Genomic DNA, 26928 nt, shown 5'->3' with positions numbered 1-26928 from the left:
CTTTGAAATGTAAAGTGCTTTTTAGAGCCTGAACCCGCCGGCGAGGATCTTGGCGTGGATGGCCTTGGTGATCTTCACATAGCCCTTTGCGGAACTGCGAAAGTACAGCGGATCCTTGACCTGGGCCGGATCGAAACCTTCCGCAACCAGATCGACCTTGCGATATTTGAAGGTCCCGGTCGTCTCGATCGCGCCTTGCAGCCGCACGAAGATCGGGCGGGCATAGGCCGGAAGCTCACGATCGACCAGTTCGGCCAGCGCCTTGATGTCAAAGCCGGGCTCGACGACCAACGACGCCATGCCCGCCTTGCCGTCGAGGTCGCCGACCTTGACGCCATAGACATTGACCTCAAGCACCCCCGGCACGGAGGCCAGGCGCTCGGAAACCTCACTGGTGGCGACGTTCTCACCCTTCCAGCGGAAGGTGTCGCCGATGCGGTCAATGAAATAGATGTAGCCGTCGCTGTCGGTGCGCATCAGGTCGCCGGTCCGGAACCAGGCGTCGCCCTTGGCGAACACGTCACGCAGAATCTTCTTCTCCGTCGCGGCCTTGTCGGCGTAGCCGGTGAAATTGGAGCGGGCGTCGTTGGCGATCTGGCCGATGCATTCGCCGATATCGCCGGGCTCGCACTCAATGCAACATCCGTCGGGACCGCGAACCGGCGCTTCGGCTTCGAGGTCGAACTTGACGATGCGGCTGTTGAACTTGTTCTTCAGGTAGCCCGGTATCCGTCCGATGGCCCCGCGGCGACCATCGAAATTGAACATCGAGACATTGCCTTCGGTCGCGCCGTAGAACTCCAGAACCCCGCCGACCTTGAAGCGGTCCAGCATGTCGTCCCAGACGTCGGGACGCAGGCCGTTGCCGAAGATCAGGCGGATCTTGTGGGCATGCTCGTTCGGCGTTTCAGGATGGTTGGCCAGATAGCGGCAAAGCTCGCCGATATAGACGAACATCGTGCAGCGCTCGGCCACGACGTCATCCCAGAACTGGCTGACCGAGAATTTCTTCTTCAGCACGATGGACCCGCCGGTCAGCAGACCCGCCCCCATGGCGCAGAGGCCGCCGGTGGCGTGATAGAGCGGCAGGGTCACATAGATGCGGTCGGACGGTCGGGCGTCGGTGGAACCGGCGAAGCCGCGCATATAGAGCTGAGCGCGCATGTGATTGATGCGCGCGGCCTTGGGCAGGCCGGTCGTGCCGCTGGTGAAGATGTAGAGTGCGGTGTCCTTGGCGGTCAGGCCACCGCGCGCCGTGTCGCGATCGGGACGCAACTGGCTGCAGCTCTTCAGAGCATTGACCAGATCACGCTGTTCGCCATGCGCCGGGCCCAGGACCCATTGCTGGACATGACGGCCAAGGCTGTCCTTCACCTGTTCGAAACACGGCGAGGTCTCGGAATCGACGATACAATGCAGGGCCTGGGAGATGTTCAGGCAATGGGCCAGGGCCGGGCCGGTCAGTTGATTGTTGATCAGCGCCGTCGCGACGCCGATCTTGGACAGACCGTACCAGATCGCCAGATATTCCAGACGGTTGGGCATGAACAGCGCCACGGTCTGTCCGCGCGTGATGCTCTGTCCCTTGGCCCAGTGGGCGTAGCGGTTGGCGATCGCATCCAGCTCGGCATAGGTGACCGTCTTGCCCTCAAAGGTGATCGCTGGGCTGCTCGACCAGCGGTCAACCGCCGCTTCCAGGTCATCGCAGATCAGGTTTTCGCTGTCGGGCGAGATCGACTTCACGCGCTTGAGGGTCCGCAGCAGCCCCTTGAGGAACTTCCACTCACGCTTCAACCTAGACTGCAACCGCATAAGCGCCCTCCATTCAAACAACCATTGGAGAGCGCCGCGCGACGGGTCAAGCCGCCGCCGGCAGTCTTTCGTTCAGAGCCCGGAGCCAGGCACGGCGCTCCTTTGCGTACCGATGCCAAACCCACCCCATTGCGAACCGACGCGAAACCGCACCTCGCCCCGCCGGACATCCAAGGCCACATGTTCGAAATGCTGCAGGATATCCGAACCAATCAGAATCGCGGGTTCATCGTTGATGCCCCAGAATTCGAACGTGTGGACGGTCCCTATCACCAGCGGAACATTGCGGAGGATCATCTTACCAAGCGTCAGGCTATTCAGAACGGCGAGGCGTCCAGGAAGGGTCTGACCGGTGACACTGCGTAGCTCGATGTCCATCGCGCTACCCCGGATAGCCTTGTGCTTTAGGGCAGCGTTCAAAAGAGCCGGATTGCCAATAGTCGTAGTGGAACCGCTGTCTATGAACGCCCGCAGCGCCTGTCCGGGCATATGGGCGTCGATCAGAGTCAGACCGCTTTTGCGCGTTTTGGCCTTGACGATGACTGTACGATCGTTCGCGAGCGGTAGAGCTGCTCCAACCCGCATTCTGCGACCTTGATAGTCCAGCAGCAAACTACTGTCGCCCAGCCAGTCCAGACCTAGAATGCCTGCGGACCCGAGATTGGCGCCATCAAGCACCGCGAGGGCGACGCCGTGCTTGCTCCGATGCCCCACCCGCAGGCTATCGACAACCACCCTATCAACCATCTGAACGCCGGCGATCCCGTGGAGCTCGACGCGCCCTTTGGACATGAGGCCAAGACGTCTTGCGACCTCGTCTGAGACCACAGAGCTGTTAGCGCCCGTGTCTACAAGGAAACGAAAAGGCCCCTGCTCGTTGATCATGACCTCCACCGTCAGGCGACGCAGGGGATCAAGATAGCGAAGATCATCGGAAGACGGCGGGGATGCCACAGTCGAATCTAGCGACGGCATCCTGCTCGACGCCAGCGCGCTACGCGAAGCCATCGCCAATACCGCCAAACCCACCAAAGACCTGCGGGCTATCGGATCAACCATCGCCTGCTCCCCATCTGAGGTTGAACTGTTTACGCGCTCGCTTGCCAACGCGAGTCTAGCACAGTCGGCGTCTCTAATCGGAACTCACCGGGAGACATCAGCCCTGCCAAGGCACTGAGGTGCGCCACAAGCCAAGGCCGCTAACCCATCGTTGGATTTTAACAAGGAACAATCAACCCAAGCCTTTCAGACAGGACCGGAGAGTCTGAACCGCACTTCGCCGCGCCTGAAATCCAGCGCCACCGTCTCGAACTGTTGCAGAATGTCGGAACCGATCAGGATGGTCGGCTTGTCGTCCATGCCCCAGTACTTGAAGGTGTGCACGTCGCCGATCACCATCGGCACGTTGCGCAAGGTCAGGCCGCCCAGGGTCAAGCGACGGAGCGTGACCGGACGGCCCTCCAGCACCTGCCCCGTCGCGCTGGACAGGTCGATGTCAGCTTCGCTTCCGACGATCGCCTGACTGCGTCTTGCGGCGGCCAGGAGCGCCAGGTTGCCCACCGTGGTGGTCGAGCCGCTGTCGAGAAACGCCTGTAGCCGCGAGCCCGGCATGGTGGCGTCAATCAGGGTCAGTCCGCCGGCCTGGGTATAGGCCTTGACCACCACCGTCTGGGCGTCGGGCGCCGCCAGCGCCAGGCCGACATGCATGGACCGCGCCTTGTAGTCGAGCGTCAGGCTGTTTTTGCCCAACCACTCCAGACCCAGGAGACCGGCCGCGCCAATATCGTCAGCGGCGACCACTGACATCACCATGTCACTGTGCATGCGCCGGCCGACCCGCAGGGTGTCAATACTGACGGTGTCAACGGTCTGAGACCCGGCGAGGCCATGCACTCGAACCGTTCCCTGTCGTCTCAAGCTCAACCGATCGGCCAACCCGCTCGATATGGCCGAACCGCTGGCCCCCGTGTCCACCAGGAACGGGAAAGGACCTTGATCATTGACCATGGCCTGAACGGTCAGACGGCGGGATTCATCAAGATAGCGAAGCGCGTCCGACGTTGTCGTCGTCTGCGGATCGACCGCCCAGGCGCGCGCCAGAGGGGGCGCGGCCAAAAGCATGGCCAGGCCCAGCAGTCCTCTGCGAGCGATGGTTGAACCCATCATATCGCTTACCTCCTCCACTAAAGGAGGAGGCTACACCCATAAGCTTAGATGACGTTACTGTGACAAATCATCCCGCCGCGAGGCGGCGCTGATCCTCGCGCGAGGATTTCAGCTTCTCCGCCACCAGGAAGGCCAGTTCCAGAGCCTGCTCGCCGTTCAAGCGCGGATCACAGTGGGTGTGGTAACGATCGGCCAGATCGGTTTCAGACACCGACCGCGCGCCGCCCAGGCACTCGGTGACGTTCTGGCCGGTCATCTCCAGATGCACGCCACCGGGGTGCACGCCCTCTGCGTGAGCGATTTCCACAAACGACTTCACTTCCGCCAGGATCCGGTCGAACGGCCGGGTCTTGTAGCCGGTCGAAGCCTTCAGCGTGTTGCCGTGCATCGGATCCGTCGCCCAGACCACCGAACGGCCGGCGGCCTTGGTCGCCTTCATCAGGCGCGGCAGACGGTCGGCGATCTTATCCGACCCGAAACGGCCGTACAGGGTCAGGCGGCCGGGCTCGTTTTGCGGATTGAGGACGTCGATCAGGCGCAACAGGTCGTCGCCTTCCATGGTCGGACCGCACTTCAGGCCGATCGGGTTCTTCACGCCGCGCATGAACTCGATATGCGCGCCGTCCAGCTGACGGGTGCGCTCGCCGATCCACAGCAGGTGGGCGCTGGTGTCGTACCAGTCGCCCGAGGTGGAATCGACGCGGGTCATGGCTTCCTCGAAACCCAGCAGCAGGGCTTCGTGGCTCGTGAAGAACTCCACCTGGTGCAAACCGGGATGGCTCTCGGGGGTCACGCCGATCGCGGCCATGAAGGCCAGGCTTTCGCTGATCTTCTCGGTCAGCTCGCGGTATCGCGCGCCCTGCGGGCTGTCGCCCACGAAGCCCAGCGTCCAGCGGTGAATGTTGTGCAGGTCGGCATAGCCACCATTGGCGAAAGCGCGCAGCAGGTTCAGGGTCGAGGCCGATTGGCTGTAGGCCTTCAGCAGACGGTCCGGATCGGGCTGGCGCTCGTCATTGGTGAACTCCATGCCGTTGATGTTGTCGCCCCGATAGGACGGCAACGTCACGCCATCGATCGTCTCGATCGGCTCCGAGCGCGGCTTGGCGAACTGGCCGGCGATGCGGCCCACCTTCACCACCGGCTTGCCGCCGGCGAAGGTCAGCACCACCGCCATCTGCAGGATCAGGCGGAAGGTGTCGCGGATGTTGTCGGCGTGGAACTCCTTGAAGCTCTCGGCGCAGTCGCCGCCCTGCAGCAGGAACGCGCGGCCCTCGGCCACATCGCCCAGCAGACTCTTGAGACGGCGCGCCTCGCCCGCAAAAACCAGCGGCGGCATCTGGCGAAGCGTCTGCTCGACCCGATCCACAGCGCCCGCATCCGGATAATCGGACGGGATGTGCTTGGCGGGTTTTGCTCTCCAGGTGGCGGGGGTCCAACGCGTGGTCATGACAGGCTCAACAGCTTCAAAGGGAGCGGCTTTTAACCTAGCCGCGGAGAAAAGGCAAAATCATGCGACCAAGGCCTTCTTTCGGCAAGGTCGGGGAAAGTTCATCCTAACGACCGCAGGATGCCGAGTTCAATCCTTGCGTGAGATATCGCAGGCGATGAAGGTCAGAGCGCCGAGGGCCAGCCACCATTCCTGCCAGACCCCGAAGCTCAAGCCGCCGATCACCAGATAGGTGACCAGGGCCCCGGCCGCTATGGCGCCCTCTTCCCGGGACTCGCCGGTCAAGGTCACGATGCGGTAAGCGACCCAGCTAAAGAAGATCCCGCCCAGGGCCGCGCCCACCGCTCCCAGCTCAAGCCACAACTGCATGGCGGCGTTATGTGTGTGCAGCGGTATGGCCGCGCCAAAGGTGCGGCTCGCGTCCAGGCCCCAGCCACGGATCGCATGATCCTGAATGCGATCGGACGTGAAGGCCCAGATGTCGAGGCGGGCGTCCCAGGACCGCGGCACGTGCCGATGCAGCGCGGCGATCAAGCCCGAATGAACACCCCACAGCATCAACACCGGACCCAGCACGAAGGGCGCCGCGACCACGGCCACCAGCCACCGCGCCGCGACCTTGCCAAACAGCCGCACCGCGCCGAAAGCGATGAAGCCGAAGACCAGAGCGGCCCAGGTGGCGTCGGCGCTGAGCGCCACCGCCGCCAAGATCGTCGAGAACAGAAGCACGAAGGCGGCGGGCGTCCAGCCGCGTCCGCTCATGATCCGCGCCGTCGGCCAGAACAGCAGCGCCAAGGCATAGGTGGCCAAGGACACCTTCACAACCGCCAGGTCCGGACGAATGGGATCGTGGATTAGCATCCTCAGCCATTGATAGAAGGCCGCGCCGCTGATCCCATCCAGCGCCACAAGAATGGACAGAGCCAGAGCGCCGACCACCAGCACCGTGGCGGCCCGGCGCGTGGCGAGTTCGGGCAGTTCGCGCAGCGACACGATCGCCGCGCCATACAGCGCCAGTTGGAACAGCAACTTCAGCCCGGTGAAGGTTTCAAGCTCGCTGCTGTCCTTGAGATCAGCGAGCTTGGGCGCGGCCGGGCTCCAGTGCAGGCTGATCAAGCCCCAGACCACCAGCACGAACAGCGCCATGGCCGGCGGCGACGCCAGTCTTGCCCGCGCCAAACCTGGCGCGGCCAACAACCCGCACAGCGCCAGCAAGGGTGCGAAACCCAGCGGCGCGAGATAGCCCACGAACGGAACCAGTGCGATGGTGAACACCGCGACAGCCCCTAGCCACTTCGTGGAAATCTCCTCGCCAACGAAGAGCCTCATCCGGCTCCGCCCACGTCCGCCGGCATATATTTCTCTCGCAGGGTCACAAGTTCCTCGGCCAGGGTCGGGTGGACCGCACAGGTCGAGTCCCACTGGGACTTGGTGACGCCCATCTTCACGGCGATGGCGGCCATCTGGATGATTTCAGGCGAGTCCGGGCCCACGACATGGACGCCGACCACCGTATCGTCATCCTGCTTGACCACCAGTTTGATCAAACACCGGTCCTGGCCGCCGTAGAACGTGACCTTCATCGGCCGGAAGATCGAGCGATAGATATCAACCTTGCCAAAGGCGTGCCGGGCCTCGGCCTCGCTCATGCCGACGACGCCGACCGGGGGCTGTGAGAACACCGCCGACGCCACGAGGTCATGATCAAAGCTGGTCGGGTTGTTGTAGAACTCCGTCTGGGCGAAGGCCGCGCCCTCGCGGATCGCCACCGGCGTCAGGTTGATCCGGTCGGTGACATCGCCCACCGCCCAGATGCTGTCGACATTGGTCCTGGAGTGCTTGTCCACGGCGATCGCGCCGCGGTCATTCAGCTTCACCCCAGCCGCTTCAAGGCCCAGCCCCTCGACATAGGGCTCGCGACCGGTGGCGAACATCACTGCATCGGTCTCAAAGGTCAGGTCGTTGTTGAGGGTGCTGAGCAAGCCATGCTCAGTCTTTTCAAGACTGGTGTGCGAGCAGCCCAGCACCACCTTGATCCCGCGCTTCTCCAGCTCATCGGCCAGATGCGAGCGCACATCGTCATCAAAGCCGCGCAGGATGTTGGCCCCGCGATACAGCAGCGTCGTCTCGACACCCAGGCCATTGTAGATGCCGGCGAACTCGACGGCGATATAGCCGCCGCCCACCACCAGCACCCGCTTGGGCAGGGTGGGCAGATGGAAGGCCTCGTCGGAGGTGATGCCAAGCTCCGCCCCGGGGAACTCCGGGCGAACAGGTCGGCCGCCCGTGGCGATCAGGATCTTGCGCGCCGTGTAGCGCCCGCCGTCCTTGCTGCCCTCCTTGGGCAAGACCTCGACGGTGTGGGCGTCAATGACCCGCGCCTTGCCGTGCAACAGATGCGCGCCGGCCTTCTGCAGGTTGGTGACATAGATGCCCGACAGGCGAGCGATCTCGACGTCCTTGTCGTGCAGGAAGGCCTTCCAGTCGAAGGACCGCTCGCCGATGGTCCAGCCGAAGCCTTCAGCGGTCTTCAGCTGGGCCGAGACCTCGCTGGCATAGACCATGAACTTCTTGGGCACGCAGCCGCGGATCACGCAGGCGCCGCCGACACGGTATTCCTCGGCCACGGCGACCTTGGCGCCCGAGAGCGAGGCCAGTCGCGCCGCGCGCACCCCGCCGGATCCGGCGCCGATGACGAAGAGGTCGAAATCATAGTCAGCCATCGAAGGCTCCAGGAAAACGGGGAACGGTTGGCGCTCTATCTAGGAACTCAAGGCGTCAGGCGCACCACGCCAGTGTCGGTTCCCAGCAAGGCCTCGTCCGCCAGATCCAGAAACAGACCATGATCCACCACCCCGGTCACGGCCTTCAAGGCCGAGGCCAGCGCCGCCGGCTCCTCGATCTTGCCCGAGGCCATGTCGTAGATCAGGTTGCCGCCGTCGGTGACCACCACGCCGCGATCGGCCATCCGCAGGCGCGGCGGCGGCAGGTCGAACTCGGCGGCGATGTCGGCCAGGCGCTGTCCGGTATGGACATGGCCAAAGCGCACGACCTCGATCGGCAGCGGAAACTTGCCCAGGATCTTCACGGACTTGGCGGCGTCAGCGATGACCACGCAACGCTTGGAGGCCTCCCAGACCAGCTTCTCGCGCAGCAGGGCCGCGCCGCCGCCCTTGATCAGGCTCAGGCCCGGACCGATCTCGTCGGCGCCGTCGACCGTCAGGTCCAGGGCCTTGACGTCATCCAGGGCGACCAGGGCGATGCCCAGCTCCCGCGCCAGGTTGGCGGTGGCGTCCGAGGTCGGCACGCCGCGGATATCCAGCTTGCGCGCCGCCAGGGCTTTCACGAACCAGGCGGCGGTCGAGCCGGTGCCCAGGCCCACGACCATGCCGTTCTCGACCAGCTCCGCGGCGGCTTCGCCCGACAGGCGCTTTTGATCGTCTGCGCTCATTTCTTGTCCTTTTTGGCCTGTTTGAGGGCGCGGAACCTGGCCGCCCAGCCCGGTTTGTTGTGCTGCGGCGCGCGCGCCAGCGCCAGGGCGCCCGCCTCCACGTCCTGGGTGATCACCGAGCCCGAGCCGGTCATGGCGCCCTCGCCGATGCGCACGGGCGCGACCAGGGCGCTGTTGGAGCCGATAAAGGCCCCGGCGCCCACATGGGTCTCGAACTTGTCGAAGCCGTCATAGTTGCAGAAGATCGTGCCGGCTCCGATATTGGCCTTCTCGCCCACCGAGCCGTCGCCCAGATAGCTGAGATGGTTGGCCTTGGCGCCGGCCCCGACCTTGACCTTCTTGACCTCGACGAAGTTGCCGATGTGGGCCTCAGCGCCGATCTCGGCGCCAGGACGAAGCCGCGCGTAGGGGCCGATCAAGGCGCCCTCCCCTACGATCGCCCCTTCCAGGTGACTGAAGGCCTTGATCACCGCGCCTGAGGCGACGCTGACGCCGGGCCCGAAGACCACATTGGGCTCGACCGTGACGCCGGCGGCGATCTGGGTGTCCCAGGCCAGGTGCACGGTGTCGGGGGCCGACAGGGTGACGCCGTCGACCATCAGGGCATGGCGGCGGCGCTTTTGCCAGACAGCCTCGGCGGCGGCCAGCTCGACCTGGGAATTGACCCCCTGCACCGAGGCCTCGGCCGCGAAGGTCGCGCGGGTCGACAGCTCGCGGCCATGGGCGATGCCGACCACGTCGGTCAGGTAGTATTCGCCATTGGCGTTGTCGTTGCCGACCTGGCTCAGAATATCAAACAGCAGGGCCCGGTCGGCGGCCAGCACGCCCGAATTGCAGTGCTTGACCTGCTTGGCGGCCTCGTCGGCGTCCTTGGCCTCGACGATCCGCAGCAGCACATGGCCGGGCGCCAGAATCAACCGGCCATAGGCTCCCGGATCGGCGGCCTCAAAGCCCAGCACCGCCACGTCGGCGCCGGCGGCGCGCAGATCGAACAGCGGCGTGATCACCGGCGCGGTCAAAAGCGGGCAGTCGGCGAAGGTCACCACGACATCGCCGTCAAAGTCGGCCAGAGCCTCACGAGCGGCCAGCACCGCGTGACCGGTGCCCAACGGCGGATCCTGAATGACCACCGATGTCTCACCCAGCCGGTTGCGAGCATGGGCGCCGACGGCGGGGCTGTGGGTTCCGACCACAACGATGATCCGCGCGCACCCCAGCGCTTCAGCGGCGTCGATGGCGTGATCCAGAAGGGCCCGCCCGGCGATCCTGTGCAGCACCTTGGGGGTCGGCGACTTCATCCGCGTGCCTTGGCCGGCGGCGAGGATCACGGCGGCGCGGGGACGGATCGGGGCTGGGCTGGTCATGGTCCTGACGACTCTCTTGGGCGAACCAAAGTTGCATTAGTCGGCCGTTTAGCCGAAAGGCCAGATCAATGCATGAGCTTCAAGCCCTGAACGGCGCCACGATCGCCTTTGACCTCGACGGGACCCTCGTCGACACCGCGCCAGACCTGGTCGGCGCGCTCAACACAATCCTGGGCGAAGAGGGCCTGCCGCCCCTGCCCTTCGCCGAGGTACGGCTGATGGTCGGACGCGGCGCCCGCGCCCTGCTGGAGCGCGGTTTCGCCGCCGCCGGCGCGCCGCTCGACGCCCAAACCGCCCCCAAGCTGGTTGAGCGTTTCATCGCCGTCTATCTGGAGCGCATCGCCCAGGAGAGCGCGCCCTTTCCCGGGGTGGTCGAGGTTCTGGCTGACCTGCGCAACGCTGGGGCAAAATTGGTGGTCTGCACCAACAAGCTGACCCGGCTGTCGGTCGCCCTGCTCGACGCCCTGAGCCTGACCGCCGCCTTCGACGCCGTGGTCGGCGCGGATTCCGCCCCGGCCGCCAAGCCCGATCCCAGCCATGTCCTGGCCGCCATCGCGGCGGTCGGCGGCGATCCGCAACGCGCGGTGATGGTCGGCGACAGCATCAATGACGCCCTGGCCGCCGTGCGCGCCAAGGTCCCGGCCCTGCTGGTCAGCTTCGGCTACACCGAGGAGCCGGTGGAGACCCTGGGCGGCGATCGGATCATCCACAGCTTTTTAGACGTGCCCCAGGCCTGTATCGACCTGCTGGCCTCTTGCCCCCGGCCAAACGCCGGGCTATAGGCCCGTCCCTCTCGCGGATCGGTCCCGAAACGGCCCGGTCCCACACGGCGGATGCGTAGCTCAGCGGGAGAGCACCTCGTTCACACCGAGGGGGTCACAGGTTCAATCCCTGTCGCATCCACCATTCCTTTCCTACATCTCCGCGGATGCGCCAGCTCAGCCTGGCCAAGCCCTCGCGCCGTCGGCTAAGGCCTTCCCTCTTTGCGCTTTCGCGGCGACACTTCCCCTTTCTTCCCTGTCATTGCGAGGATCGGCCATGTGCGACGACGACATCCATCAGGGCCTGACCCACGACCCCACCGTCTCGCGCCGCGCCTTTGGTCTGATGACCATGCTGGCCGCCGGGATCGGCGGCGTCGCCCATGCGGGCGCGCCGGTCGTGGAAAAGGACGTCGAGATCAAGACGCCGGACGGCGTCGCCGACGCCGCGCTCTACTATCCTGAAGGCAAGGGCGCCTGGCCGGCCGTTGTGGTCTGGCCCGACGTGATCAGCCTGCGGCCGGCGTTTCGCGAGATGGGGCGCCGCCTGGCGTCTTCCGGCTATGTGGTGCTGGTCCCCAACCTCTATTACCGGGTCAAGAAGGCCCCGGTCGTCGAAAGCGGCTTCAATTTCGGCAATCCCGACGATCGCGCCAAGATCGCGCCGTTGCGGGCCACCGTGACGCCGGAAGGGACCGATCGCGACGCGCTCGCCTATATCGCCTTCCTCGACGCCCAGCCGCAGACTGACAAGACGAAGAAGGTCGGAACCCAGGGCTACTGCATGGGCGGCCCCCTGGCCTTTCGCACGGCGGGTGTTTCACCCGCCCGGGTGGGCGCCGTGGCCAGTTTCCACGGCGGCGGCCTGGTCACGGACGCGCCGACAAGCCCTCACCTCACCCTGCCGCAGAGCCGCTCTGAGTACCTGATCGCCATCGCCGACAACGATGACAAGCAGGACCCGACCGTGAAGGATAAATTGAAAGTCGCGCTGGACGCCGCCCATCGCCCCAGCAAGATCGAGGTCTATACCGGCTCGGCCCACGGCTGGACCGTGAAAGGCAGCCAAGTCTATGACGAGGCCGCCGCCGAAAAGGCCTGGGCTGAACTGCTGGCGCTATACGCCCGCGCCCTGACCTAGACTTTGAGGCCGCGCCGGTGACCGGCGCGGCCTGTCGGCTTTTAGAGAGAAACCTCGACGGTCTTGTCAGCGTAATCTTTTTTGGGATCAGACCCCAACAGGATCTTCACGCCCGCCAGCAGGCTGGTCTCGTTCAGCCAGATCTGGGCGCTGTCGGCGTCGAAGCGCAACAGCTGCAAATTGGGATCATCCTTCCCGCCTTCGTACCAGGCCGCCACAAAGGGATTCCACAGGCGGTCGATCGCTGCGCGGTCATTGTCGGCTGTGAGCTGACCCGTCACCGCCGCGAACACTTCATGCCCTTTGGCGGCGAAGTTGATCACGCCGCGATGGCTGCGCCCCATGGCCTTGACCAGATCGGTGTCCTTGGCCGTGAAAAACCAGATCGGTCCCTGGTTGTCGTCACCCTCGATCTGGGCGGTCATGGGTTGGCAGCGCCCGTCGTCAACGCCCGTCAGGCCCAGCATGGCGGTGCGGTCGGATTTGAGCGCCTTCCAGAACTTGGCTTCAATATCGGCTTGTTTGGTCATCGGTGTGTCTCCCTTTGTCGGTCTCGAAACGGGGGAGCCGACCGCCTTGTTCCCAAGCGGATCGCCGCGATCACAAGCGTGACCTTCCGCGAAGCCCGCCACGGGCCGGGTCCGCGCGCGCGCAGTCAGTCGTTGCCGGACTCGGCCACGTGCTCCGGTTTTCCCTTGCGTGGGGTCGATGCCATTTTCTCCAGTTCACTCTCGCTCATCGACATCATCGACTGCGCGGCGCCCTTCAGATCGGCCTTCGGCGTGTCGCCACGTTTGGCCGACAGAGCGAGGCCTGCGGCCTTCTGTTGAGCAGCGGATTTGGCGGGCATGGCGGGATCTCCTCTGGCGACCCAGGAAGAACGCGCCCGCCGCCCAGGCGTTCGCCGCATTAGTTATCTGACCTATTTTACCGCTGGTCTGACCTAGACACGCCCGCTCTGGCGCGCCACCTTGCGCCGCGTCGAGGCCGGGGCGGGAGAAAGCCCCCATGACACGCCCGATGGGAGAGAAACGATGAGCACCGCCCAGTCTGGCCGCCCCTCATGAAAACGCCAAAGATCAAGGCGCTGCGCTGGTGGATGATCGGCCTGATCATGCTGGGCGCGATGATCAACTATCTGACCCGCTCCACCCTGGGCGTCGCGGCGCCCACGGTTCTGGCGGATCTGAACATCCACGAGCGGGAATATGGCTGGATCACCGGCGCCTTCCAGCTGGGCGTGATGATGCAGCCGGTGTGCGGCTATGTGCTGGATGTCATTGGATTGAAGGCGGGCTTCGCCATCTTCGCCACGGCCTGGTCGCTAATCACCATGGCCCACGGCCTGGCCGCGAACTGGCCGATGCTGGCGGGCCTGCGCGGCCTGCTGGGCCTGGCCGAGGGCTCGGCCAACCCCGCCGGGATGAAGGCGGTGTCGGAGTGGTTTCCCGCCAAGGAGCGCGGCCATGCCGGCGGGATCTACAATATCGGGGCCTCGTTCGGCTCGATGCTGGCCCCGCCCCTGGTCGCCTGGGCGATCATCGCCTGGAACTGGCGCGCCGCCTTCGTGCTGGCCGGCGCCCTGGGCCTGGTCTGGGTGGCCCTGTGGCTGAAGTTCTACCAGTCGCCCGACAAGCATCCCGCCCTGTCCGAAACCGAGCGGGACTATATCGCCGCCGGGCAGGAAACCCATCTGGTCAGCGACGGGACCAAGCCGTCGATCCTGGGGATCCTGCGCCAGCGCAATTTCTGGGGCATCGCCGTGCCCCGGTTCCTGGCCGACCCCACCTGGGGAACCCTGGCCTTCTGGGTGCCGCTGTACCTGACCACCGTGCGTGGCTTTGACCTCAAGCAGATCGCCATGTTCGCCTGGCTGCCGTTCGTGGCCGCCGACCTGGGGTGCCTGTTCGGCCCGACGATCGCCGCGTTCCTGCAACGGCGCGGCGTCAGCCTGCTCAACGCCCGGCGCGGCGCCTTCACGGTGGGCGCGCTGATGATGACCGGCATGGCCTTTGTGGGCCGGGTGGAGAGCCCCTATGCCGCCATCGCCCTGCTGTGCCTGGGCGGCTTCGCCCACCAGACCCTGTCGGTGACAGTGATCACCCTGTCGTCAGACCTGTTCCGCCGCAACGAAGTCGCCACCGTGGCCGGCATGGCCGGGACCATGGGCAATCTGGGCGTGCTGATCTTTTCGCTGATGATCGGCGGACTGGTCGCCACGGTCGGCTATGATCCGTTCTTCCTGGCCCTGGGCGTGCTCGACCTGGTGGGGGCCGTGCTGCTCTGGACCCTGGTGCGCGACCACCACGTCTCAACGCGGACCGCCGCCCCACCCATCACGGTATAGATTCGATGATCCGCAATCCGATCCTGCCGGGCTTCAACCCGGACCCTTCCATCGTCAGGGTTGGCGAGGACTATTACATCGCCACCTCGACCTTCGAGTGGTTTCCGGGCGTGCAGATCCACCACTCGCGCGATCTGGTGAACTGGAGGCTGATCACCCGCCCCCTGAACCGCCCCAGCCAGCTGAACATGCTGGGCGCGCCGGACTCGTGCGGGGTGTGGGCGCCCTGCCTGACCTATAGCGACGGCCTGTTTCACCTGATCTATACCGACGTGAAACGCTATGGCCGCACCACCGTCGGCGGGGCGTCGGGCGCCTCCCTGCGCGACTTCCACAACTATCTGGTCACCAGCGAGACCATTGACGGCGACTGGTCCGACCCGGTCTTTCTGAACAGCAGCGGCTTTGACCCCTCGCTGTTCCATGACGACGACGGCCGCAAATATCTGCTCAACATGCTGTGGGACCACCGCCCGGGCCACGGCCGCTTCGCCGGCATCGTGCTGCAGGAATATTCGCCCGCCCGGCAGGCCCTGATCGGCGAGCGCAAGGTGATCTTCGAAGGCACGCCGCTGGGCCTGACCGAGGCGCCGCATCTCTACAAGCGCGACGGCTGGTACTATCTGCTGACCGCCGAGGGCGGCACGGGCTGGAACCATGCAGCCACCATGGCCCGGTCCCGCGACATCGGCGGCCCCTATGCGCTGCACCCTGACACCCATATCCTCAGTTCCCGCGACCGGCCCGATGCGCCGCTGCAGCGCGCCGGCCACGCCGATCTGGTGGACACGCCAGACGGTCAGACCTGGGCGGTCTATCTGTGCGGCCGTCCCCTGCCCAACCGTGGCCGCTGCGTGATGGGCCGTGAGACGGCGATCCAGCCGATGGTCTGGGGTGAGGACGGCTGGCTGCGCACCCTCGACGGCCAGGGGTTGCCCAGCCTGACCGCCGAGGCGCCGGATCTGCCCGCGCATCCGTTCCCGGTCACGCCGGTCCGCGCCAATTTCGACACAGCGCAATTGCCCATCGACTTCCAGTGGCTGCGCTCGCCCTGGCCTGACGAGCTGTTCAGCCTGGCCGAACGTCCCGGCTGGCTGCGGCTGTTCGGCCGCGAGACGATCGGCGGCCAGTTTCGCCAGGCGCTGGTCGCCCGACGGCAACAGGCCTTCTGCTACAGCGCCTCGACCCTGATGGATTTCGAGCCCCAGCACTTCCAGCAGGCGGCGGGACTGGTCTGCTACTATGGCGGGAACAAGTTCCACTATCTGCACGTGACCCACGACGAGACCCACGGGCGTCATCTCCGGGTAATGTCGGCCCTGCCGGACTCGCCCCAGGCCGACGCCTTCACCGATACGGTGGCGTTGCCGCCCGGTCCCCTCCATCTGCGGGTCGAGGTCGATTTCGAACGGCTGCGCTTCGCCTGGAGCCTGGATGGCCGGAACTGGCGCTGGCTGCCGCAGATCTTCGACGCCAGCATCTTGTCGGACGAGGCCACCGCGCCGGGTCTGCCCAACTTCACCGGCGCCTTCGTCGGCATGGCCTGCCAGGACATGGCCGGAACCCGGCGCCCGGCCGATTTCGACTGGTTCGACTATCGCGAGCGCGACTACCAGCCAGACCCGACCCTAACGGAGCCCAAATGACCGCCATCACCCGTCGGACGCTTGGCCTCGCGGCCGCCCTGGCCCTGAGCCTGAACGTCGCCGCCTACGCCGGCGAACAGACCCGCTGGATCGGCTCCTGGGCCAGCGCCCAGCAGGTCCCGGAGGAGCGCAACGCTCTCCCCGCCGACGCCTTGAACGACGCCACCCTGCGCCAGATCGTCCGGTTGACGGCGGGCGGCGAGCGCCTGCGGGTCCGGATCTCCAACGCCTTCGGGACGACGCCGCTGCGCGTCACCGCGACCCATATCGCCCGCCCGCTGTCGAACAGCGGGGCGGCGATCGATCCCGCCACTGACCGCGCCGTCACCTTCTCGGGCCGGGGCGAGGTCATCGTGCCCGCCGGCGCGGAGTATCTGTCAGACCCGGTCGCCTTCAGCGCGCCGCCCCTGTCGGATCTCGCCATCACGATCCATGTCGACAAGGCCCCCGCCGTTCAGACCAGCCACCCCGGCTCTCGGGCGACGTCCTATATCGCGGCGGGCGACAAGGTTGCGGCCGCCGACCTGCCCGACGCCAGGACGGTCGATCACTGGTTCCAGCTGTCCGGCGTCGAGGTCCTGGCCGGCAAGAAGGCCGGCGCCGTCGCCCTGGTCGGCGACTCGATCACCGACGGCTATGGCGTCAAGCCCAACACCAACCTGCGCTGGCCCGACGCCTTCGCGGCGCGGCTGCAGGCCAACCCCAAGACGCGGGGCCTGGGGGTCCTGAACCTGGGCATCGGCGGCAATCGCATCCTGCTCGACGGCCTGGGGCCCAACGCCGCCGCGCGGTTCAATCGCGACGTGCTGATGCAGGCCGGCGTGACCCACATGCTGATCCTGGAAGGCGTCAACGATCTGGGCGGCCTGACCCGCGAGGCGCCGGCCACGCCGCAAGCCCATGCCGAGATGGTGGCCGGGATCACCACCGCCTACGCCCAGATGGTCCAGAAGGCCCGGGCGCGAGGGATCAAGGTCATCGGCGCGACGATCATGCCCTATGGCGCCTCGGCCTATTATCATCCCGACGCCGTCAACGAGCAGGACCGCCAGGCCATCAACGCCTGGATCCGCGCGCCAGGAAACTTTGACGCGGTCGTCGACATGGACAAGATCATGCGCGACCCCGCCAATCCCACCCGCATGTTGCCGGCCTATGATTCCGGTGACGGCCTGCACCCCTCGATGGCCGGCTATCGGTTCATGGCCGAGTCCATTCCGCTGGAGCTGTTCGCACGATGAAAACCTGCGCCCTTCTCCTGGCCGCCCTGATCGCGACGCCCGTCGCCGCCGGAGCGTCCGAGATCCGCATGGCGATCACGGTCGATGACCTGCCGGCCCACAGCGCCCTGCCGGCCGGCGAGACGCGGGTGCAGATCGCCGCCGATTTCCTGGCCGCCCTCAAGGCGGTCAAGGCGCCGCCCGTCTATGGCTTCATCAACGGCGTCCAGACCGAGCGCGAACCGGCCTCGAGCGACGTGCTGACACTGTGGCGCGCCGCCGGCCATCCGCTGGGCAATCACGGCTGGGCGCACCTGGATCTGGCCCACATCGACGTGGCGAGCTTCGAGGCCGAACTGACCCGCAATGAACCCCTGCTGACCCGCCTGGCGGCGGGATCCGACTGGCGCTGGTTCCGTTTTCCGTTTCTCAGCGAGGGCGACACCCCGGCCAAGCGCACAGCCGTCCGCGACCTGCTGAAGGCGCGCGACTATCACATCGCCAGCGTGACCACGAGTTTCGGCGACTATGCCTGGAACGAGCCCTATGCCCGCTGCCTGAACAAGGGCGACCAGAGAGCCATCGCCGAGCTTGAAACGGGCTATCTGAGCGCCGCCCAGCAGAGCCTGGCCTATTCTCGCGGCCTGTCGGCGACGCTGTATGGCCAGGACATCCCCTATGTGCTGCTCATGCACCTGGGCGCCTTCGACGCCCGCATGGCGCCGCGCCTGCTGGCGCTCTACCAGTCCCTGGGCGTGACCCTGGTGACGCTGGAAGAGGCCCAGAGCGACCCGTTCTATGCGGCGGATCTCAACGCCGCCGCGGCGCCGGCCCCGGTCACCCTGGAAAGCGCCATGACGGCCCGGGGGCTGCCTGTCCCCAAGTCGCCTCTCAACCTGGCGGCGCTGGACGCCGTTTGCCGCTAGACGCCAACCTTCCTGTCTGCGGAATGGCGACAGACGTTCCATCCGCCGCGTTGCGTGGCATCATGGCGGTCCAAGTCGCGTCGAGTTTGAGTCACCATGAGCAAGACGTCTTTTGACGGCATGATCGCCCTGCCCGGCGGGACGTTTCGGATGGGCTCGGACGAGCACTATCCCGAGGAGGCCCCGGCCCATCCCGTGGCGGTGGATCCGTTCTGGATCGACGAGACCCCGGTCACCAACGCCCAGTTCGCACGGTTTGTCGCTGAAACCGGCCACGTGACCCTGGCCGAGATCGCGCCGGATCCGAAACTCTATCCCGGCATGGACCCCGCCTTCGCCCACCCCGCCTCGGCGGTGTTCGTCCGTCCCGATCGCCCGGTCGATCCACGGGCGGGCGGCGGCGATTGGTGGCGCCTGATCCTCGACGCCGATTGGAGCAAACCCTTTGGCCTGGGCAGCTCGATCGCCGGGATCGAGAACCATCCCGTGATCCATGTCGGCTATGACGACGCCGCCGCCTATGCCGCCTGGGCCGGCAAGGCCCTGCCCACCGAGGCGGAGTGGGAGTTTGCGGCCCGAGGCGGCCTGGACGGCGCGGCCTATGCCTGGGGCGAGGATCTGGCGCCCGGCGGCGCCATGCTGGCCAATTACTGGCAAGGCGCCTTTCCCAGCCAGAACCTGCTGACCGACGGCTATGAACGCACCTCGCCCGTGCGCAGCTACCCGGCCAATGGCTATGGCCTCTACGACATGATCGGCAATGTCTGGGAGTGGACGTCGGACTGGTGGGCCGACCGCCACCCCGACGCCCCGACCAAGGCCTGTTGCGCGCCGCGCAACCCGCGCGGCCCCGACCAGAGCGGCAGTCATGACCCCGCACAGCCCGGTCTGGCCATTCCCCGCCGGGTGCTCAAGGGCGGCTCGCACCTGTGCGCCGAGAACTATTGCCACCGCTATCGACCGGCCGCCCGGCATCCGCAGGCGATCGACACCACCACCAGCCACATCGGCTTTCGCTGCGTGGTGAGAGGCGTCTAGAGCAAGGCGCGTGAAATCAGACTCACGCGCCTTGCTCCAGGTTTCTGTTTTCGCATCGGTTTGGCGGAAAACCGGCGTCCACTTTTCCGCACGATGCTTTAGGCCGCCTCGCGCAGCCGCCACGGATGGGCCGGATAGAAACGGTCCATCATCCGCTCGACATAGGCCACGAGGTTGTCGTGGCGCTCGGCCTCACGACGCAGGGGCGAGTCGAAGAACGAGGTCAGGATCCCCGCCAGCACCCCGAACGCGATGGCGTCGACGCCCGTCGGATGGTCGGCCATCAGGAAGGCCTTCTCGCCCAGGATCTCGTCCAGGGCCCGCAGCGACAGCGTACCCAGCCAGACGATCTCGTCCTGACTGTGCCGCCCCACGCCGACCGCCCGGATATTGGCCGATACGGCGTCGAGCAGACCCTTGCGCAGGGTGTCGCGCATCTCCTCGGGCGCGCCGTCAAACCAGTGGGCCGGCCCCTTGGCGAAGTTGGCCGGGTCGAGGAAGCGGAAATAGCCCGACGTCCAGCCGAGATGGTTCTCGATCATCCGCTCGATGGCCCAGGCCTCGGCGCGGTCGCGGGACGACAGGCCTGCGTCCAGGTCAATGTCGTATTTCCGCTCGATGTGAGCGCGGATGAAGGTGGAGTCGCCAATCCGCTCACCGGCGTCGTCGATCCACGGCATCTGCCCCTTGGGTGCGGTCTCGCGGCTGCCGGGTTGCTTCCGATAGTCCAGACCCGCCATCATCAGCTGGATCTCGGTCTTGGTGACGTAAGGGCTCAGCTCCGGCAGGCCAAAACCTGCGCCCAGGGCGTAAAGGGTGATCATCTCGCGTCTCCGTCCAGCAGCGTTCGATGGGGACTTGCTACCGCCACCCTGCTGCCAGCATGCTGTCAGCATAGCTGAGCCATAGTGTTCCCATGAGACGCGCCGAACGCCTTTTCCAGATCATCCAGATCCTGCGCCGCAGCCACGCGCCGGTCACCGCCGACGCCATCGCCGTGGAACTCGAGACCTCCAAGCGCAGCGTCTATCGCGACATCGCCGCCCTGATCGGCCAGCGCGCGCCGATCCGCGGCGAGGCCGGCGTCGGCTATGTGCTGGAGGCAGGCTTCGACATGCCGCCGCTGATGCTGACCCCCGACGAGATCGAAGCCGCCGTGCTGGGCGCCCAGTGGGTGGCGGGGCGCGGCGACCCCGTGCTGGCCAAGGCCGCCCGCGATCTGGTCAGCAAGATCGCCTCCGCCGTGCCCGAGCGCTTGCGGCCCTATGTGCTGGAACCCGCCACGGGCGCGCCGCCGGCCTGGAACGCCGCGCCCGACGGCCTCGACATGGCCCAGACCCGGGCCTGGATCCATGCCGGGCGCAAGATCCGCCTCGACTATCGCGACGAGCAGGGCGCGGTCAGTCAGCGGGTGATCTGGCCCGTCACCGTCGGTTACCGCGAGACCGTCCGCATCCTGATCGGCTGGTGCGAACTGCGCGAAGCGTTCCGCACCTTCCGCACCGATCGTGTGGTCGACGCCGCCTTCCTGGAGGATCGCCACGGGCAGCGACCGGGCCAGCTTCGCGTGCGCTGGCAAAAACACCTGGACGCCGAGCGCGCCGCCTGGCGGTGTCAGACGCCGTGACGCCTGGCGAAGGTCTCGAACAGCACCGGCCAGGCCGCGACCGGCTTGTCCTTGGTGAAGCGCAGGCCAAAGCCGTGACCGCCCTCCTCGAAGACATGCATCTCGGTCGGGATGGCTTTGGCCTTCAGGGCGCTGAACATCGCCAGGGTGTTCTCGACCGGCACCGACTTGTCGTCGGCCGCGTGCAGCAGGAAGGTCGGCGGCAGGTCGCCAGCGACCTGCTTTTCGGGTGAATAGAGCGCGATCTGCTGGGCGGTTGGGCTGGGCCCCAGAAGCTGCTTGCGCGAGCCGGCATGCATGAAGGCCGGGTCCATGGTGATCACCGGATAGACCAGGGCCGAAAGGTCGGGACGCGCCGGGAGATCATCCGCCGCATCGACCCGGTCATAGACCTTGGCGGCGAACCGCGTGGTCAGACTGCCGGCGACGTGTCCACCGGCCGAAAAGCCCATGATCGCCACCCGATCCGGGCTGAAGCCCATGGCGCTCGCCCGTGACCGGATCAGGCGGATGCCGCGCTGGGCGTCTTGCAGGGGTGTGTCAGGCCCCGCCGCCCAACCATCGCCCGGCAGGCGATAGAACAGCACGAAGGCCGTGTAGCCGCGATCCGTGAGCCAGCGGGCTGTCTCATAGCCTTCCTTGTCCAGCACCACCCGCTCATAGCCGCCGCCGGGCATCAGCAGAACGGCCGCGCCGTTGGACGTCCTGGGCCGGAACACCACCAGCTTGGGCTGGCGCGTATGGACCAGGGCGCGGTCCCGCAGACCGTTGGGATCGCCGCGCTCGAGGACGGCCTCCGTCGCCGTGACGGCCGCGCCGCCGGGCGCGCCGGCCGGCCAAAGGTCGATCGTCTCGGTGGGATCTGCCATGGGCATGGACTCAGCGCTGGCCCGGCGCGCCAGACCGGCAGCGAACAGACCGGTCACTAGCGAGGCCAGGGTTCCGCGACGGCTGAGCATGGACCAAACCTTGATGGGCGAACTGACGGGTGTCGACATCGACCTTAAAGCCCACGTCGCGATTCAGGAAACCGGTTTCCTAGGACTGCGCGAACCGCAGGTGGTGCAGGACCACGCCGCTGGTGGTGGCCACATTCAGAGAGTCAAAGCCGCCCGCCATCGGAATGCCTATCGGCCGCGCGCGGGCCATCAGGGCGGCGGACAGGCCCGGGCCTTCGGCGCCGAGGAGCACCGCCGAGCGCTCCGGCGGCTTCAGCCTGGCCAGGATTTCGGTGGCCGCCGGCGACAGGGCCAGGGCTTCGAATCCATGCCGCTCCAGCAGGGCGGCGGGGTCTTCGTCGCGGGCCAGCCAGGCGGTGGGCACGCTGAGGGTCGCGCCAACCGAAACCCGGATGGCCTTGCGATACAGCGGATCGCAACAGTCGCTGTCGAGGATCACGCCATCGACGCCGAAGGCGGCGGCGTTGCGAAAGATGCCGCCGATATTGTCGTGGTTGGCGATGCCGCACAGCACCAGCACCACCGCCCGGCCGCTCAACGACGCCAGCAGGGCCTCGGCAGGCAAGGGATCGGGCTTGCGGCCCACGGCCAGAACGCCGCGATGCAGGTGGAAGCCCGCCACGGCGTCCAGCACCGCCTGCTCGGTGAGATAGACCGGGGTGTCGTCGGGAAGACCGGCGAACATCGCGTCCAGCTTGTCGCGCCGTTTGGGATCGATCAGCAGCGACATCACCCGCTGCGGGGCGTCACGGACCAAGGCCCGCAGGACGGTCTCGCCCTCGGCGATGAACAGGCCCTGGCGGCCGACCAGATCCCGTTCGCGAATGTCGCGATACGGCGCCACGCGCGGATCGTCAGGATCGGTGACGGTGATGAACTGGGGCAAAGGCGGCGGCGCTCTCGAAAGCTTACCGCACGCCTCGTATCGGCAGGATGGCCAGAGCGCCAGCCATGGCGAGAGCGGCGGCCACGATGAAGAAGGCGCGAAAATCCGTATGGCTGGGCCCAAGCGATATGAAGGCCAGCATCGGCGCCAGGGCCTGAGGCAGGGTGTTGGCGAGATTGAGAATGCCCAGATCCTTGCCCGCATTGCGCTGCGACGGCAGCACCTGGGTGACCAGGGCGATGTCGACGGCGTAGAAACATCCCGAGCCGCATCCCAGCAGGACATAGGCGCCCAGCATGACCGCCCAGCTGGGCGTCAGCGAGAAGATCAAAATGGCCAGGCCCATGGTCAGGGCTGCGCCGGCGGCGAACAACTTCCGTCGCTGCAGCCGGTCGGAGAGGATCCCCCCCAGCAAGGCGCAGGTGACATTGGAGAGGGTCGAGACCGTCGTCAGGACCGCCAACCCTTCTTCGGCCCTGTGCCCCGGGAACAGCCGCGAATAGCCGATGGCGTCCTGCAGGAAGTACAGCATGTAGCCCTGCACCAGGCTCAGGGCGACCAGCACCATGAACCGCCCCAGCCAGGCGAGGGCGAAATCGGGGTGCTGGCGCGGATCGACCCACAGATCGGCGATGAACTGACCCAGCTTGAACGGCGGCCGGGCGTCGCGAGCCAGAGGCTGGTCTTTGAGCTTCAACGCGAACGGCGCCAGCGTCAGCAGCAACACCAACGAAATGGCGCCATAGCGCGTGACCTCCGTCACCAGAAGTCCGCCGATCAGAACCGCGCCGGCCATGGTGCCGATCGGATTGCCGAGACTGAGAAAGGCGGCCACCCGCCCCTTCTGGCTGTCCGGAACGCGATCGGGCATCACCGCCACAAGTGCCGAGAACATCAGATTGAAGGTCAGCTGAAAGAGCGCGATCCCACCGATCAGGGCCAGCGGCGTGCGCGCGGACATGATCACCAGATAGGCGGCGGCCGCGCCAAGAGCGCCGACCACCATCCAGGGCCGGCGGCGTCCAAAGCGAGAGGTTGTGCGGTCGCTGATGGCGCCGGCCAGCAGGTTGGCGATGCTGGCCACCAAGGCCCCGGAGAAGGCGACCTGGCTGAGCAGAAGCGCCTTGCCTGCAGGGTCGATGGCTTCGGCCTTCAGGGGCAGCAACACCTGAAACAGCGGCATGAAGCTGACGAAGGCGCCGATCTGGGCCAGGGTGTAGGCAGCGATAAAACCGGGCTTGACCAGCGTAGCCGGCCGGGTTTCGTCGCTTGGCGACATTATCGCTCCCCCCGCGCGGTCTACGCCGCGGCCGTCGCCAGACTGACCTTCCGGACGAACCTGCACCAGCCCGCCCGCCTGCGACAAGGCAATCCGTGCGTTGCCCGTCGGTTTTTCCTGTTGAAACGTCGCTTGTCCGTGGAGAAATGCTCTAGGTTGGCGCCATGGGATTGAGTCTCAGTCGAAATAGCTTGGCGGTTCCATGGCTGCGGTAACGATCTATGATGTCGCCGCGCGGGCCGGTGTCTCCATAAAAACCGTTTCCCGGGTCATGAACAATGAACCCAATGTCCGGCCGGCCATGCGCGAGCGCGTGCTCGAAGCGGCCAACGCCCTGGACTACAGCCCCAATCTGTCCGCGCGCAGCCTGGCCGGATCGCGATCCTTCGTCATCGCCGTGTTCGTCGATGCGGCCCTGACCATCGACCACTGGCGCAGCGAACGCGGCGCCGACTATCTCAGCCGGATCCAGCTGGGCGCCACCCTGCAGTGCCGGGACGCCGGCTATCACTTGCTGATCGAATTGATCGATCACGACGCGCCCAGGATCCGTCAGGAGGTCGGCGCCCTGCTCGCCGCCCTCAAGCCCGACGGCGTGATCCTCACCCCGCCCAGCTCGGACAACGAGATCGTTCTGGAGCTCCTCGACAAGGCCAATACGCCCTTTGTACGCCTGGGGCCTGAACGCGCAGACGGCCTTGGCCCGCGCGTGCACATGGACGACTTCGCCGCTGCCCGGGAGGTGACCGAACACCTGGCCAGCCTGGGCCATCGCAGGATCGGCTTCATCGTTGGGGAACCGCGCTACGGCGCCAGCCAAGCGCGGCGGGCGGGCTATCTGGACGCCATGAAGGGGCTGAACCTGCCGGTGTCGGACGACTGGGTCCGACAGGGCGACTTCACGTTCCAGTCGGGCCTGGAAGAGGCCAAGGTCCTGCTGGCCTTGCCCGAACGGCCCACGGCCATCTTCGCCAGCAATGACGACATGGCGCTGGGCTGCCTGGCCGCAGCGGCCGAAGCCGGCGTCTCCGTGCCTGGCGACCTTTCCGTCGCCGGTTTCGACGACAGTCCCAGCGCGCGCTTCAGCCGCCCGCAATTGACGACGGTGCGCCAGCCGGTGGTGGAGATGGCTTCGCTCGCAACGCGGCTGCTGATCTCCGGCGCGATCAAGGGCTCTGCGTCAACAGAACAGTTCGTGGACGAACTGCTGCCCTTCGAACTCATTCACCGGACCTCCACGGCCCCGCCGCCAACCCTCTAGATCAGCGCCCCGGCCGGGCGAAGGCCGCGACCCGGGCCCGGGCTGCGTGAACCGGATTCTCCGACGGTTCCGCCGTGATCTGGACCGCAGCGCCGACCCGGAAGGCGCCGATGCGATTGGCCAGGTCGGCCGTCTCAACGCGAAGGGATTGGGTGGACTCGCTGGACTGCTGCACCATCGCCGCGTTGCGCTGAGTGACCTGGTCGAGCTGATTGACCGCTGTGTTGACTTGCCCCAAGGCCGTAGCCTGCTGGTTGGCCGAGGCGGCGATCTCGTTGATCAGGCTGTCGATGCCGCCGACCTTCTCGACAATTCCGCGAAGGGCGGCGCCGGTTTGACCGACCAGATCGACGCCCTCCCCCACCTGGCGGCTGGATTCGGCGATCAGGGTCTTGATCTCCTTGGCGGCGTCGGCCGAGCGCTGGGCCAGGGCCCGAACTTCCTGCGCCACGACCGCGAAGCCGCGTCCCGCGTCGCCTGCGCGCGCGGCTTCCACGCCCGCATTCAGGGCGAGGAGATTGGTCTGGAAGGCGATCTCATCGATCACGCCCAGGATCTGGGAGACCTGATTGGAGGATCCCTCAATCTTGGTCATCGCCTCCGCAGCCCGGCTCACCACCGCGCCGGAACGCTCAGCCTCGGCGCTGGCTTCGCCGACGCGAGCGGAAACCTCGCGAGCGCTTTGGGCGGTCTTGTTGACGGTCGCGGTCAGCTCGTCGACGGCGGCGGCAGTCTGCTCCAGAGTCGCGGCCTGCTGTTCCGTGCGGCGGGCCAGATCATCGGCGTTGCGGGCGATGTCGTCGACGCCCGTGCGAATGCCGCCGGTGGCGTGTTCCACGCCGCGCATGGCATCGCCCAGAGCGATGGCGGCCTTGTCGAAATCGACTTTCAGGGACTGGAATTCCGGCGCCAGGGTGTCGTCGACGCGCGTGGACAGGTCGCCGGCGGCGAGCCGGGCCAAGGCTTCGCCGACCGCTTTCATGGCCTGGGCCTGGCGCCGTTCAGCAGCCTCGCGCTCCTCTTGCAGCGCCAGACGCTCTTCCTCCAACTTGCTCAGATAGCTGGAGATCGCCAATTCCATATCAAGGAACGCGGCCTTGTTGAGCGCCACGAGGCCATCAGCCAGGTCGTTGTCGGATTTTATGCTGGAGAACAGACCCTTGGCGCGCTTGGCGATCACCGCGCGGACCAGCTCTTCGGCGACGACGGCGTAGCCGCCGATGTACCAGCGGGGCTCAAGGCCAACGTCCGCATGGGCCCGACCAATGCGTTCGACGTCACCAACATAGTCAGCGCCGTAGTCAGCCGTCGAAATACGACGCCAATGATTGGCCTGGGCGCGCTCGGCGGCGGCGATATGGGTCTCGTCGCGGAACTTCCCGCGTGTTTCCGGAAAGGCGCGAACCTGACCGTAGAAATGTCCCAGCGCGGCGGAAATCTCGGCGTCAATGACGGGCTTCAGGGCCCGCAGCGCGGTCCGGTCTCGCTCGTTGAACCGCATGAACGACATGCGACTATCAAGCTTGGGGTTCGCACTCATGCCGTCGACTCCGAGTCGTAGAAAACCTACGACGACACGTCTGGGCGCAATTCGTTA

The 26928-nt window shown here is 66.2% G+C and carries 24 protein-coding genes and 1 tRNA gene; 10 read left to right on the top strand and 15 right to left on the bottom strand.

Features of this window, described 5'->3' with window-relative positions:
* Positions 1-21: 21 nt before the first annotated feature.
* The 8 genes from ACW18B_RS09760 to glmU all read right to left on the bottom strand — a co-directional run bounded on the left by ACW18B_RS09760 (position 22) and on the right by glmU (position 10240).
* The gene (locus tag ACW18B_RS09760) at positions 22-1812 is read right to left on the bottom strand and encodes a long-chain-acyl-CoA synthetase (RefSeq protein WP_492051429.1); all 1791 of its coding nucleotides are present in this window, start codon (positions 1810-1812) and stop codon (positions 22-24) included.
* A gap of 72 nt (positions 1813-1884) precedes the next feature.
* Positions 1885-2697, bottom strand: coding sequence for an aspartyl protease family protein (locus ACW18B_RS09755; RefSeq protein ID WP_492051427.1), 813 nt, complete (start codon positions 2695-2697; stop codon positions 1885-1887).
* A gap of 360 nt (positions 2698-3057) precedes the next feature.
* Positions 3058-3978 carry an aspartyl protease family protein gene (locus ACW18B_RS09750; protein ID WP_492051425.1) on the bottom strand — a complete coding sequence of 307 codons (921 nt, stop codon included), beginning with the start codon at positions 3976-3978 and terminating at the stop codon, positions 3058-3060.
* A 67-nt stretch (positions 3979-4045) separates the two neighbouring features.
* Positions 4046-5425 carry a class II 3-deoxy-7-phosphoheptulonate synthase gene (locus ACW18B_RS09745; protein ID WP_492051424.1) on the bottom strand — a complete coding sequence of 460 codons (1380 nt, stop codon included), beginning with the start codon at positions 5423-5425 and terminating at the stop codon, positions 4046-4048.
* A 129-nt stretch (positions 5426-5554) separates the two neighbouring features.
* Positions 5555-6754 (bottom strand): O-antigen ligase family protein, encoded by a 1200-nt coding sequence (locus ACW18B_RS09740; RefSeq protein WP_492051423.1) that lies wholly within the window; start codon positions 6752-6754, stop codon positions 5555-5557.
* Entirely contained in the window at positions 6751-8148 is a 1398-nt protein-coding gene (gor, locus tag ACW18B_RS09735; protein WP_492051422.1) for a glutathione-disulfide reductase, read from the bottom strand. The genes ACW18B_RS09740 and gor overlap by 4 nt, the downstream gene beginning before the upstream one ends.
* A 47-nt stretch (positions 8149-8195) precedes the next feature.
* Entirely contained in the window at positions 8196-8876 is a 681-nt protein-coding gene (gene rpiA, locus ACW18B_RS09730) for a ribose-5-phosphate isomerase RpiA (RefSeq protein WP_492051420.1), read from the bottom strand.
* Positions 8873-10240, bottom strand: a complete 1368-nt coding sequence (gene glmU / locus ACW18B_RS09725; RefSeq protein ID WP_492051419.1) for a bifunctional UDP-N-acetylglucosamine diphosphorylase/glucosamine-1-phosphate N-acetyltransferase GlmU — start codon at positions 10238-10240, stop codon at positions 8873-8875. The genes rpiA and glmU overlap by 4 nt, the downstream gene beginning before the upstream one ends.
* Before the next feature lie 68 nt (positions 10241-10308).
* On the opposite strand from glmU, the gene ACW18B_RS09720 reads away from it, so the two are divergent.
* The 3 genes from ACW18B_RS09720 to ACW18B_RS09710 all read left to right on the top strand — a co-directional run bounded on the left by ACW18B_RS09720 (position 10309) and on the right by ACW18B_RS09710 (position 12142).
* Positions 10309-11022: an HAD-IA family hydrolase gene (locus ACW18B_RS09720; RefSeq protein WP_492051418.1), complete on the top strand. Its 714-nt coding sequence runs from the start codon at positions 10309-10311 to the stop codon at positions 11020-11022.
* Between the two features lie 49 nt (positions 11023-11071).
* Positions 11072-11146, top strand: a tRNA-Val gene (locus ACW18B_RS09715).
* 132 nt (positions 11147-11278) lie between these two features.
* Complete coding sequence (locus tag ACW18B_RS09710) at positions 11279-12142, top strand: dienelactone hydrolase family protein (RefSeq protein ID WP_492051416.1); 864 nt, start codon at positions 11279-11281, stop codon at positions 12140-12142.
* Positions 12143-12183: 41 nt separating this feature from the next.
* On the opposite strand, the gene ACW18B_RS09705 is transcribed toward ACW18B_RS09710, so the two are convergent.
* Positions 12184-12672, bottom strand: a complete 489-nt coding sequence (locus tag ACW18B_RS09705) for a pyridoxamine 5'-phosphate oxidase family protein (protein ID WP_492051414.1) — start codon at positions 12670-12672, stop codon at positions 12184-12186.
* A gap of 125 nt (positions 12673-12797) precedes the next feature.
* Positions 12798-12992, bottom strand: a complete 195-nt coding sequence (locus tag ACW18B_RS09700; protein ID WP_492051412.1) for a DUF3008 family protein — start codon at positions 12990-12992, stop codon at positions 12798-12800.
* Positions 12993-13205: 213 nt separating this feature from the next.
* Between ACW18B_RS09700 and ACW18B_RS09695 the strand changes: the two genes are divergently transcribed.
* The 5 genes from ACW18B_RS09695 (at position 13206) to ACW18B_RS09675 (ending at position 19319) form a co-directional block, all read left to right on the top strand.
* Positions 13206-14489 carry an MFS transporter gene (locus ACW18B_RS09695; RefSeq protein ID WP_492051410.1) on the top strand — a complete coding sequence of 428 codons (1284 nt, stop codon included), beginning with the start codon at positions 13206-13208 and terminating at the stop codon, positions 14487-14489.
* Positions 14490-14494: 5 nt separating this feature from the next.
* Positions 14495-16135, top strand: a complete 1641-nt coding sequence (locus ACW18B_RS09690; protein ID WP_492051408.1) for a glycoside hydrolase family 43 protein — start codon at positions 14495-14497, stop codon at positions 16133-16135.
* Complete coding sequence (locus ACW18B_RS09685; RefSeq protein ID WP_492051406.1) at positions 16132-17376, top strand: SGNH/GDSL hydrolase family protein; 1245 nt, start codon at positions 16132-16134, stop codon at positions 17374-17376. Before ACW18B_RS09690 ends, ACW18B_RS09685 begins: the two co-directional genes overlap by 4 nt.
* Positions 17373-18281 (top strand): polysaccharide deacetylase family protein, encoded by a 909-nt coding sequence (locus ACW18B_RS09680; protein ID WP_492051404.1) that lies wholly within the window; start codon positions 17373-17375, stop codon positions 18279-18281. The genes ACW18B_RS09685 and ACW18B_RS09680 overlap by 4 nt, the downstream gene beginning before the upstream one ends.
* 96 nt (positions 18282-18377) lie before the next feature.
* Positions 18378-19319, top strand: a complete 942-nt coding sequence (locus ACW18B_RS09675) for a formylglycine-generating enzyme family protein (protein WP_492051402.1) — start codon at positions 18378-18380, stop codon at positions 19317-19319.
* A 98-nt stretch (positions 19320-19417) separates the two neighbouring features.
* Here the strand turns inward: ACW18B_RS09675 and ACW18B_RS09670 are convergent, their stop codons facing one another.
* On the bottom strand, positions 19418-20143 hold the full coding sequence (locus ACW18B_RS09670; protein ID WP_492051401.1) for a glutathione S-transferase family protein: 726 nt from the start codon (positions 20141-20143) through the stop codon (positions 19418-19420).
* Positions 20144-20235: 92 nt separating this feature from the next.
* On the opposite strand from ACW18B_RS09670, the gene ACW18B_RS09665 reads away from it, so the two are divergent.
* Complete coding sequence (locus ACW18B_RS09665) at positions 20236-20946, top strand: helix-turn-helix transcriptional regulator (protein ID WP_492051399.1); 711 nt, start codon at positions 20236-20238, stop codon at positions 20944-20946.
* On the opposite strand, the gene ACW18B_RS09660 is transcribed toward ACW18B_RS09665, so the two are convergent.
* The 3 genes from ACW18B_RS09660 to ACW18B_RS09650 form a co-directional block, all read right to left on the bottom strand.
* Positions 20934-21905: an alpha/beta hydrolase gene (locus ACW18B_RS09660; RefSeq protein ID WP_492051398.1), complete on the bottom strand. Its 972-nt coding sequence runs from the start codon at positions 21903-21905 to the stop codon at positions 20934-20936. The genes ACW18B_RS09665 and ACW18B_RS09660 overlap by 13 nt on opposite strands.
* A gap of 79 nt (positions 21906-21984) precedes the next feature.
* Complete coding sequence (locus ACW18B_RS09655) at positions 21985-22791, bottom strand: TrmH family RNA methyltransferase (protein ID WP_492051396.1); 807 nt, start codon at positions 22789-22791, stop codon at positions 21985-21987.
* 22 nt (positions 22792-22813) lie between these two features.
* Positions 22814-24070, bottom strand: coding sequence for an MFS transporter (locus ACW18B_RS09650; RefSeq protein WP_492051395.1), 1257 nt, complete (start codon positions 24068-24070; stop codon positions 22814-22816).
* 202 nt (positions 24071-24272) lie between these two features.
* On the opposite strand from ACW18B_RS09650, the gene ACW18B_RS09645 reads away from it, so the two are divergent.
* Positions 24273-25331 (top strand): LacI family DNA-binding transcriptional regulator, encoded by a 1059-nt coding sequence (locus tag ACW18B_RS09645; RefSeq protein WP_492051393.1) that lies wholly within the window; start codon positions 24273-24275, stop codon positions 25329-25331.
* Position 25332: 1 nt separating this feature from the next.
* On the opposite strand, the gene ACW18B_RS09640 is transcribed toward ACW18B_RS09645, so the two are convergent.
* Positions 25333-26871 (bottom strand): methyl-accepting chemotaxis protein, encoded by a 1539-nt coding sequence (locus ACW18B_RS09640; RefSeq protein ID WP_492051391.1) that lies wholly within the window; start codon positions 26869-26871, stop codon positions 25333-25335.
* Positions 26872-26928: the final 57 nt, after the last annotated feature.

The organism is Caulobacter sp. FV2ps19 (assembly GCF_058681035.1).
The sequence above is the reverse complement of the archived record's forward strand: the minus strand, read 5'-3'. Positions and strand labels throughout refer to the sequence as shown.

Bases quoted from the DNA above. Each gene is read 5' to 3' on its own strand.
- ACW18B_RS09760 (WP_492051429.1), bottom strand. From the start codon at position 1,812: ATGCGGTTGCAGTCTAGGTTGAAGCGTGAGTGGAAGTTCCTCAAGGGG.
- ACW18B_RS09755 (WP_492051427.1), bottom strand. From the start codon at position 2,697: ATGATCAACGAGCAGGGGCCTTTTCGTTTCCTTGTAGACACGGGCGCT.
- ACW18B_RS09750 (WP_492051425.1), bottom strand. From the start codon at position 3,978: ATGATGGGTTCAACCATCGCTCGCAGAGGACTGCTGGGCCTGGCCATG.
- ACW18B_RS09745 (WP_492051424.1), bottom strand. From the start codon at position 5,425: ATGACCACGCGTTGGACCCCCGCCACCTGGAGAGCAAAACCCGCCAAG.
- ACW18B_RS09740 (WP_492051423.1), bottom strand. From the start codon at position 6,754: ATGAGGCTCTTCGTTGGCGAGGAGATTTCCACGAAGTGGCTAGGGGCT.
- gor (WP_492051422.1), bottom strand. From the start codon at position 8,148: ATGGCTGACTATGATTTCGACCTCTTCGTCATCGGCGCCGGATCCGGC.
- rpiA (WP_492051420.1), bottom strand. From the start codon at position 8,876: ATGAGCGCAGACGATCAAAAGCGCCTGTCGGGCGAAGCCGCCGCGGAG.
- glmU (WP_492051419.1), bottom strand. From the start codon at position 10,240: ATGACCAGCCCAGCCCCGATCCGTCCCCGCGCCGCCGTGATCCTCGCC.
- ACW18B_RS09720 (WP_492051418.1), top strand. From the start codon at position 10,309: ATGCATGAGCTTCAAGCCCTGAACGGCGCCACGATCGCCTTTGACCTC.
- ACW18B_RS09710 (WP_492051416.1), top strand. From the start codon at position 11,279: ATGTGCGACGACGACATCCATCAGGGCCTGACCCACGACCCCACCGTC.
- ACW18B_RS09705 (WP_492051414.1), bottom strand. From the start codon at position 12,672: ATGACCAAACAAGCCGATATTGAAGCCAAGTTCTGGAAGGCGCTCAAA.
- ACW18B_RS09700 (WP_492051412.1), bottom strand. From the start codon at position 12,992: ATGCCCGCCAAATCCGCTGCTCAACAGAAGGCCGCAGGCCTCGCTCTG.
- ACW18B_RS09695 (WP_492051410.1), top strand. From the start codon at position 13,206: ATGAAAACGCCAAAGATCAAGGCGCTGCGCTGGTGGATGATCGGCCTG.
- ACW18B_RS09690 (WP_492051408.1), top strand. From the start codon at position 14,495: ATGATCCGCAATCCGATCCTGCCGGGCTTCAACCCGGACCCTTCCATC.
- ACW18B_RS09685 (WP_492051406.1), top strand. From the start codon at position 16,132: ATGACCGCCATCACCCGTCGGACGCTTGGCCTCGCGGCCGCCCTGGCC.
- ACW18B_RS09680 (WP_492051404.1), top strand. From the start codon at position 17,373: ATGAAAACCTGCGCCCTTCTCCTGGCCGCCCTGATCGCGACGCCCGTC.
- ACW18B_RS09675 (WP_492051402.1), top strand. From the start codon at position 18,378: ATGAGCAAGACGTCTTTTGACGGCATGATCGCCCTGCCCGGCGGGACG.
- ACW18B_RS09670 (WP_492051401.1), bottom strand. From the start codon at position 20,143: ATGATCACCCTTTACGCCCTGGGCGCAGGTTTTGGCCTGCCGGAGCTG.
- ACW18B_RS09665 (WP_492051399.1), top strand. From the start codon at position 20,236: ATGAGACGCGCCGAACGCCTTTTCCAGATCATCCAGATCCTGCGCCGC.
- ACW18B_RS09660 (WP_492051398.1), bottom strand. From the start codon at position 21,905: ATGCTCAGCCGTCGCGGAACCCTGGCCTCGCTAGTGACCGGTCTGTTC.
- ACW18B_RS09650 (WP_492051395.1), bottom strand. From the start codon at position 24,070: ATGTCGCCAAGCGACGAAACCCGGCCGGCTACGCTGGTCAAGCCCGGT.
- ACW18B_RS09645 (WP_492051393.1), top strand. From the start codon at position 24,273: ATGGCTGCGGTAACGATCTATGATGTCGCCGCGCGGGCCGGTGTCTCC.
- ACW18B_RS09640 (WP_492051391.1), bottom strand. From the start codon at position 26,871: ATGAGTGCGAACCCCAAGCTTGATAGTCGCATGTCGTTCATGCGGTTC.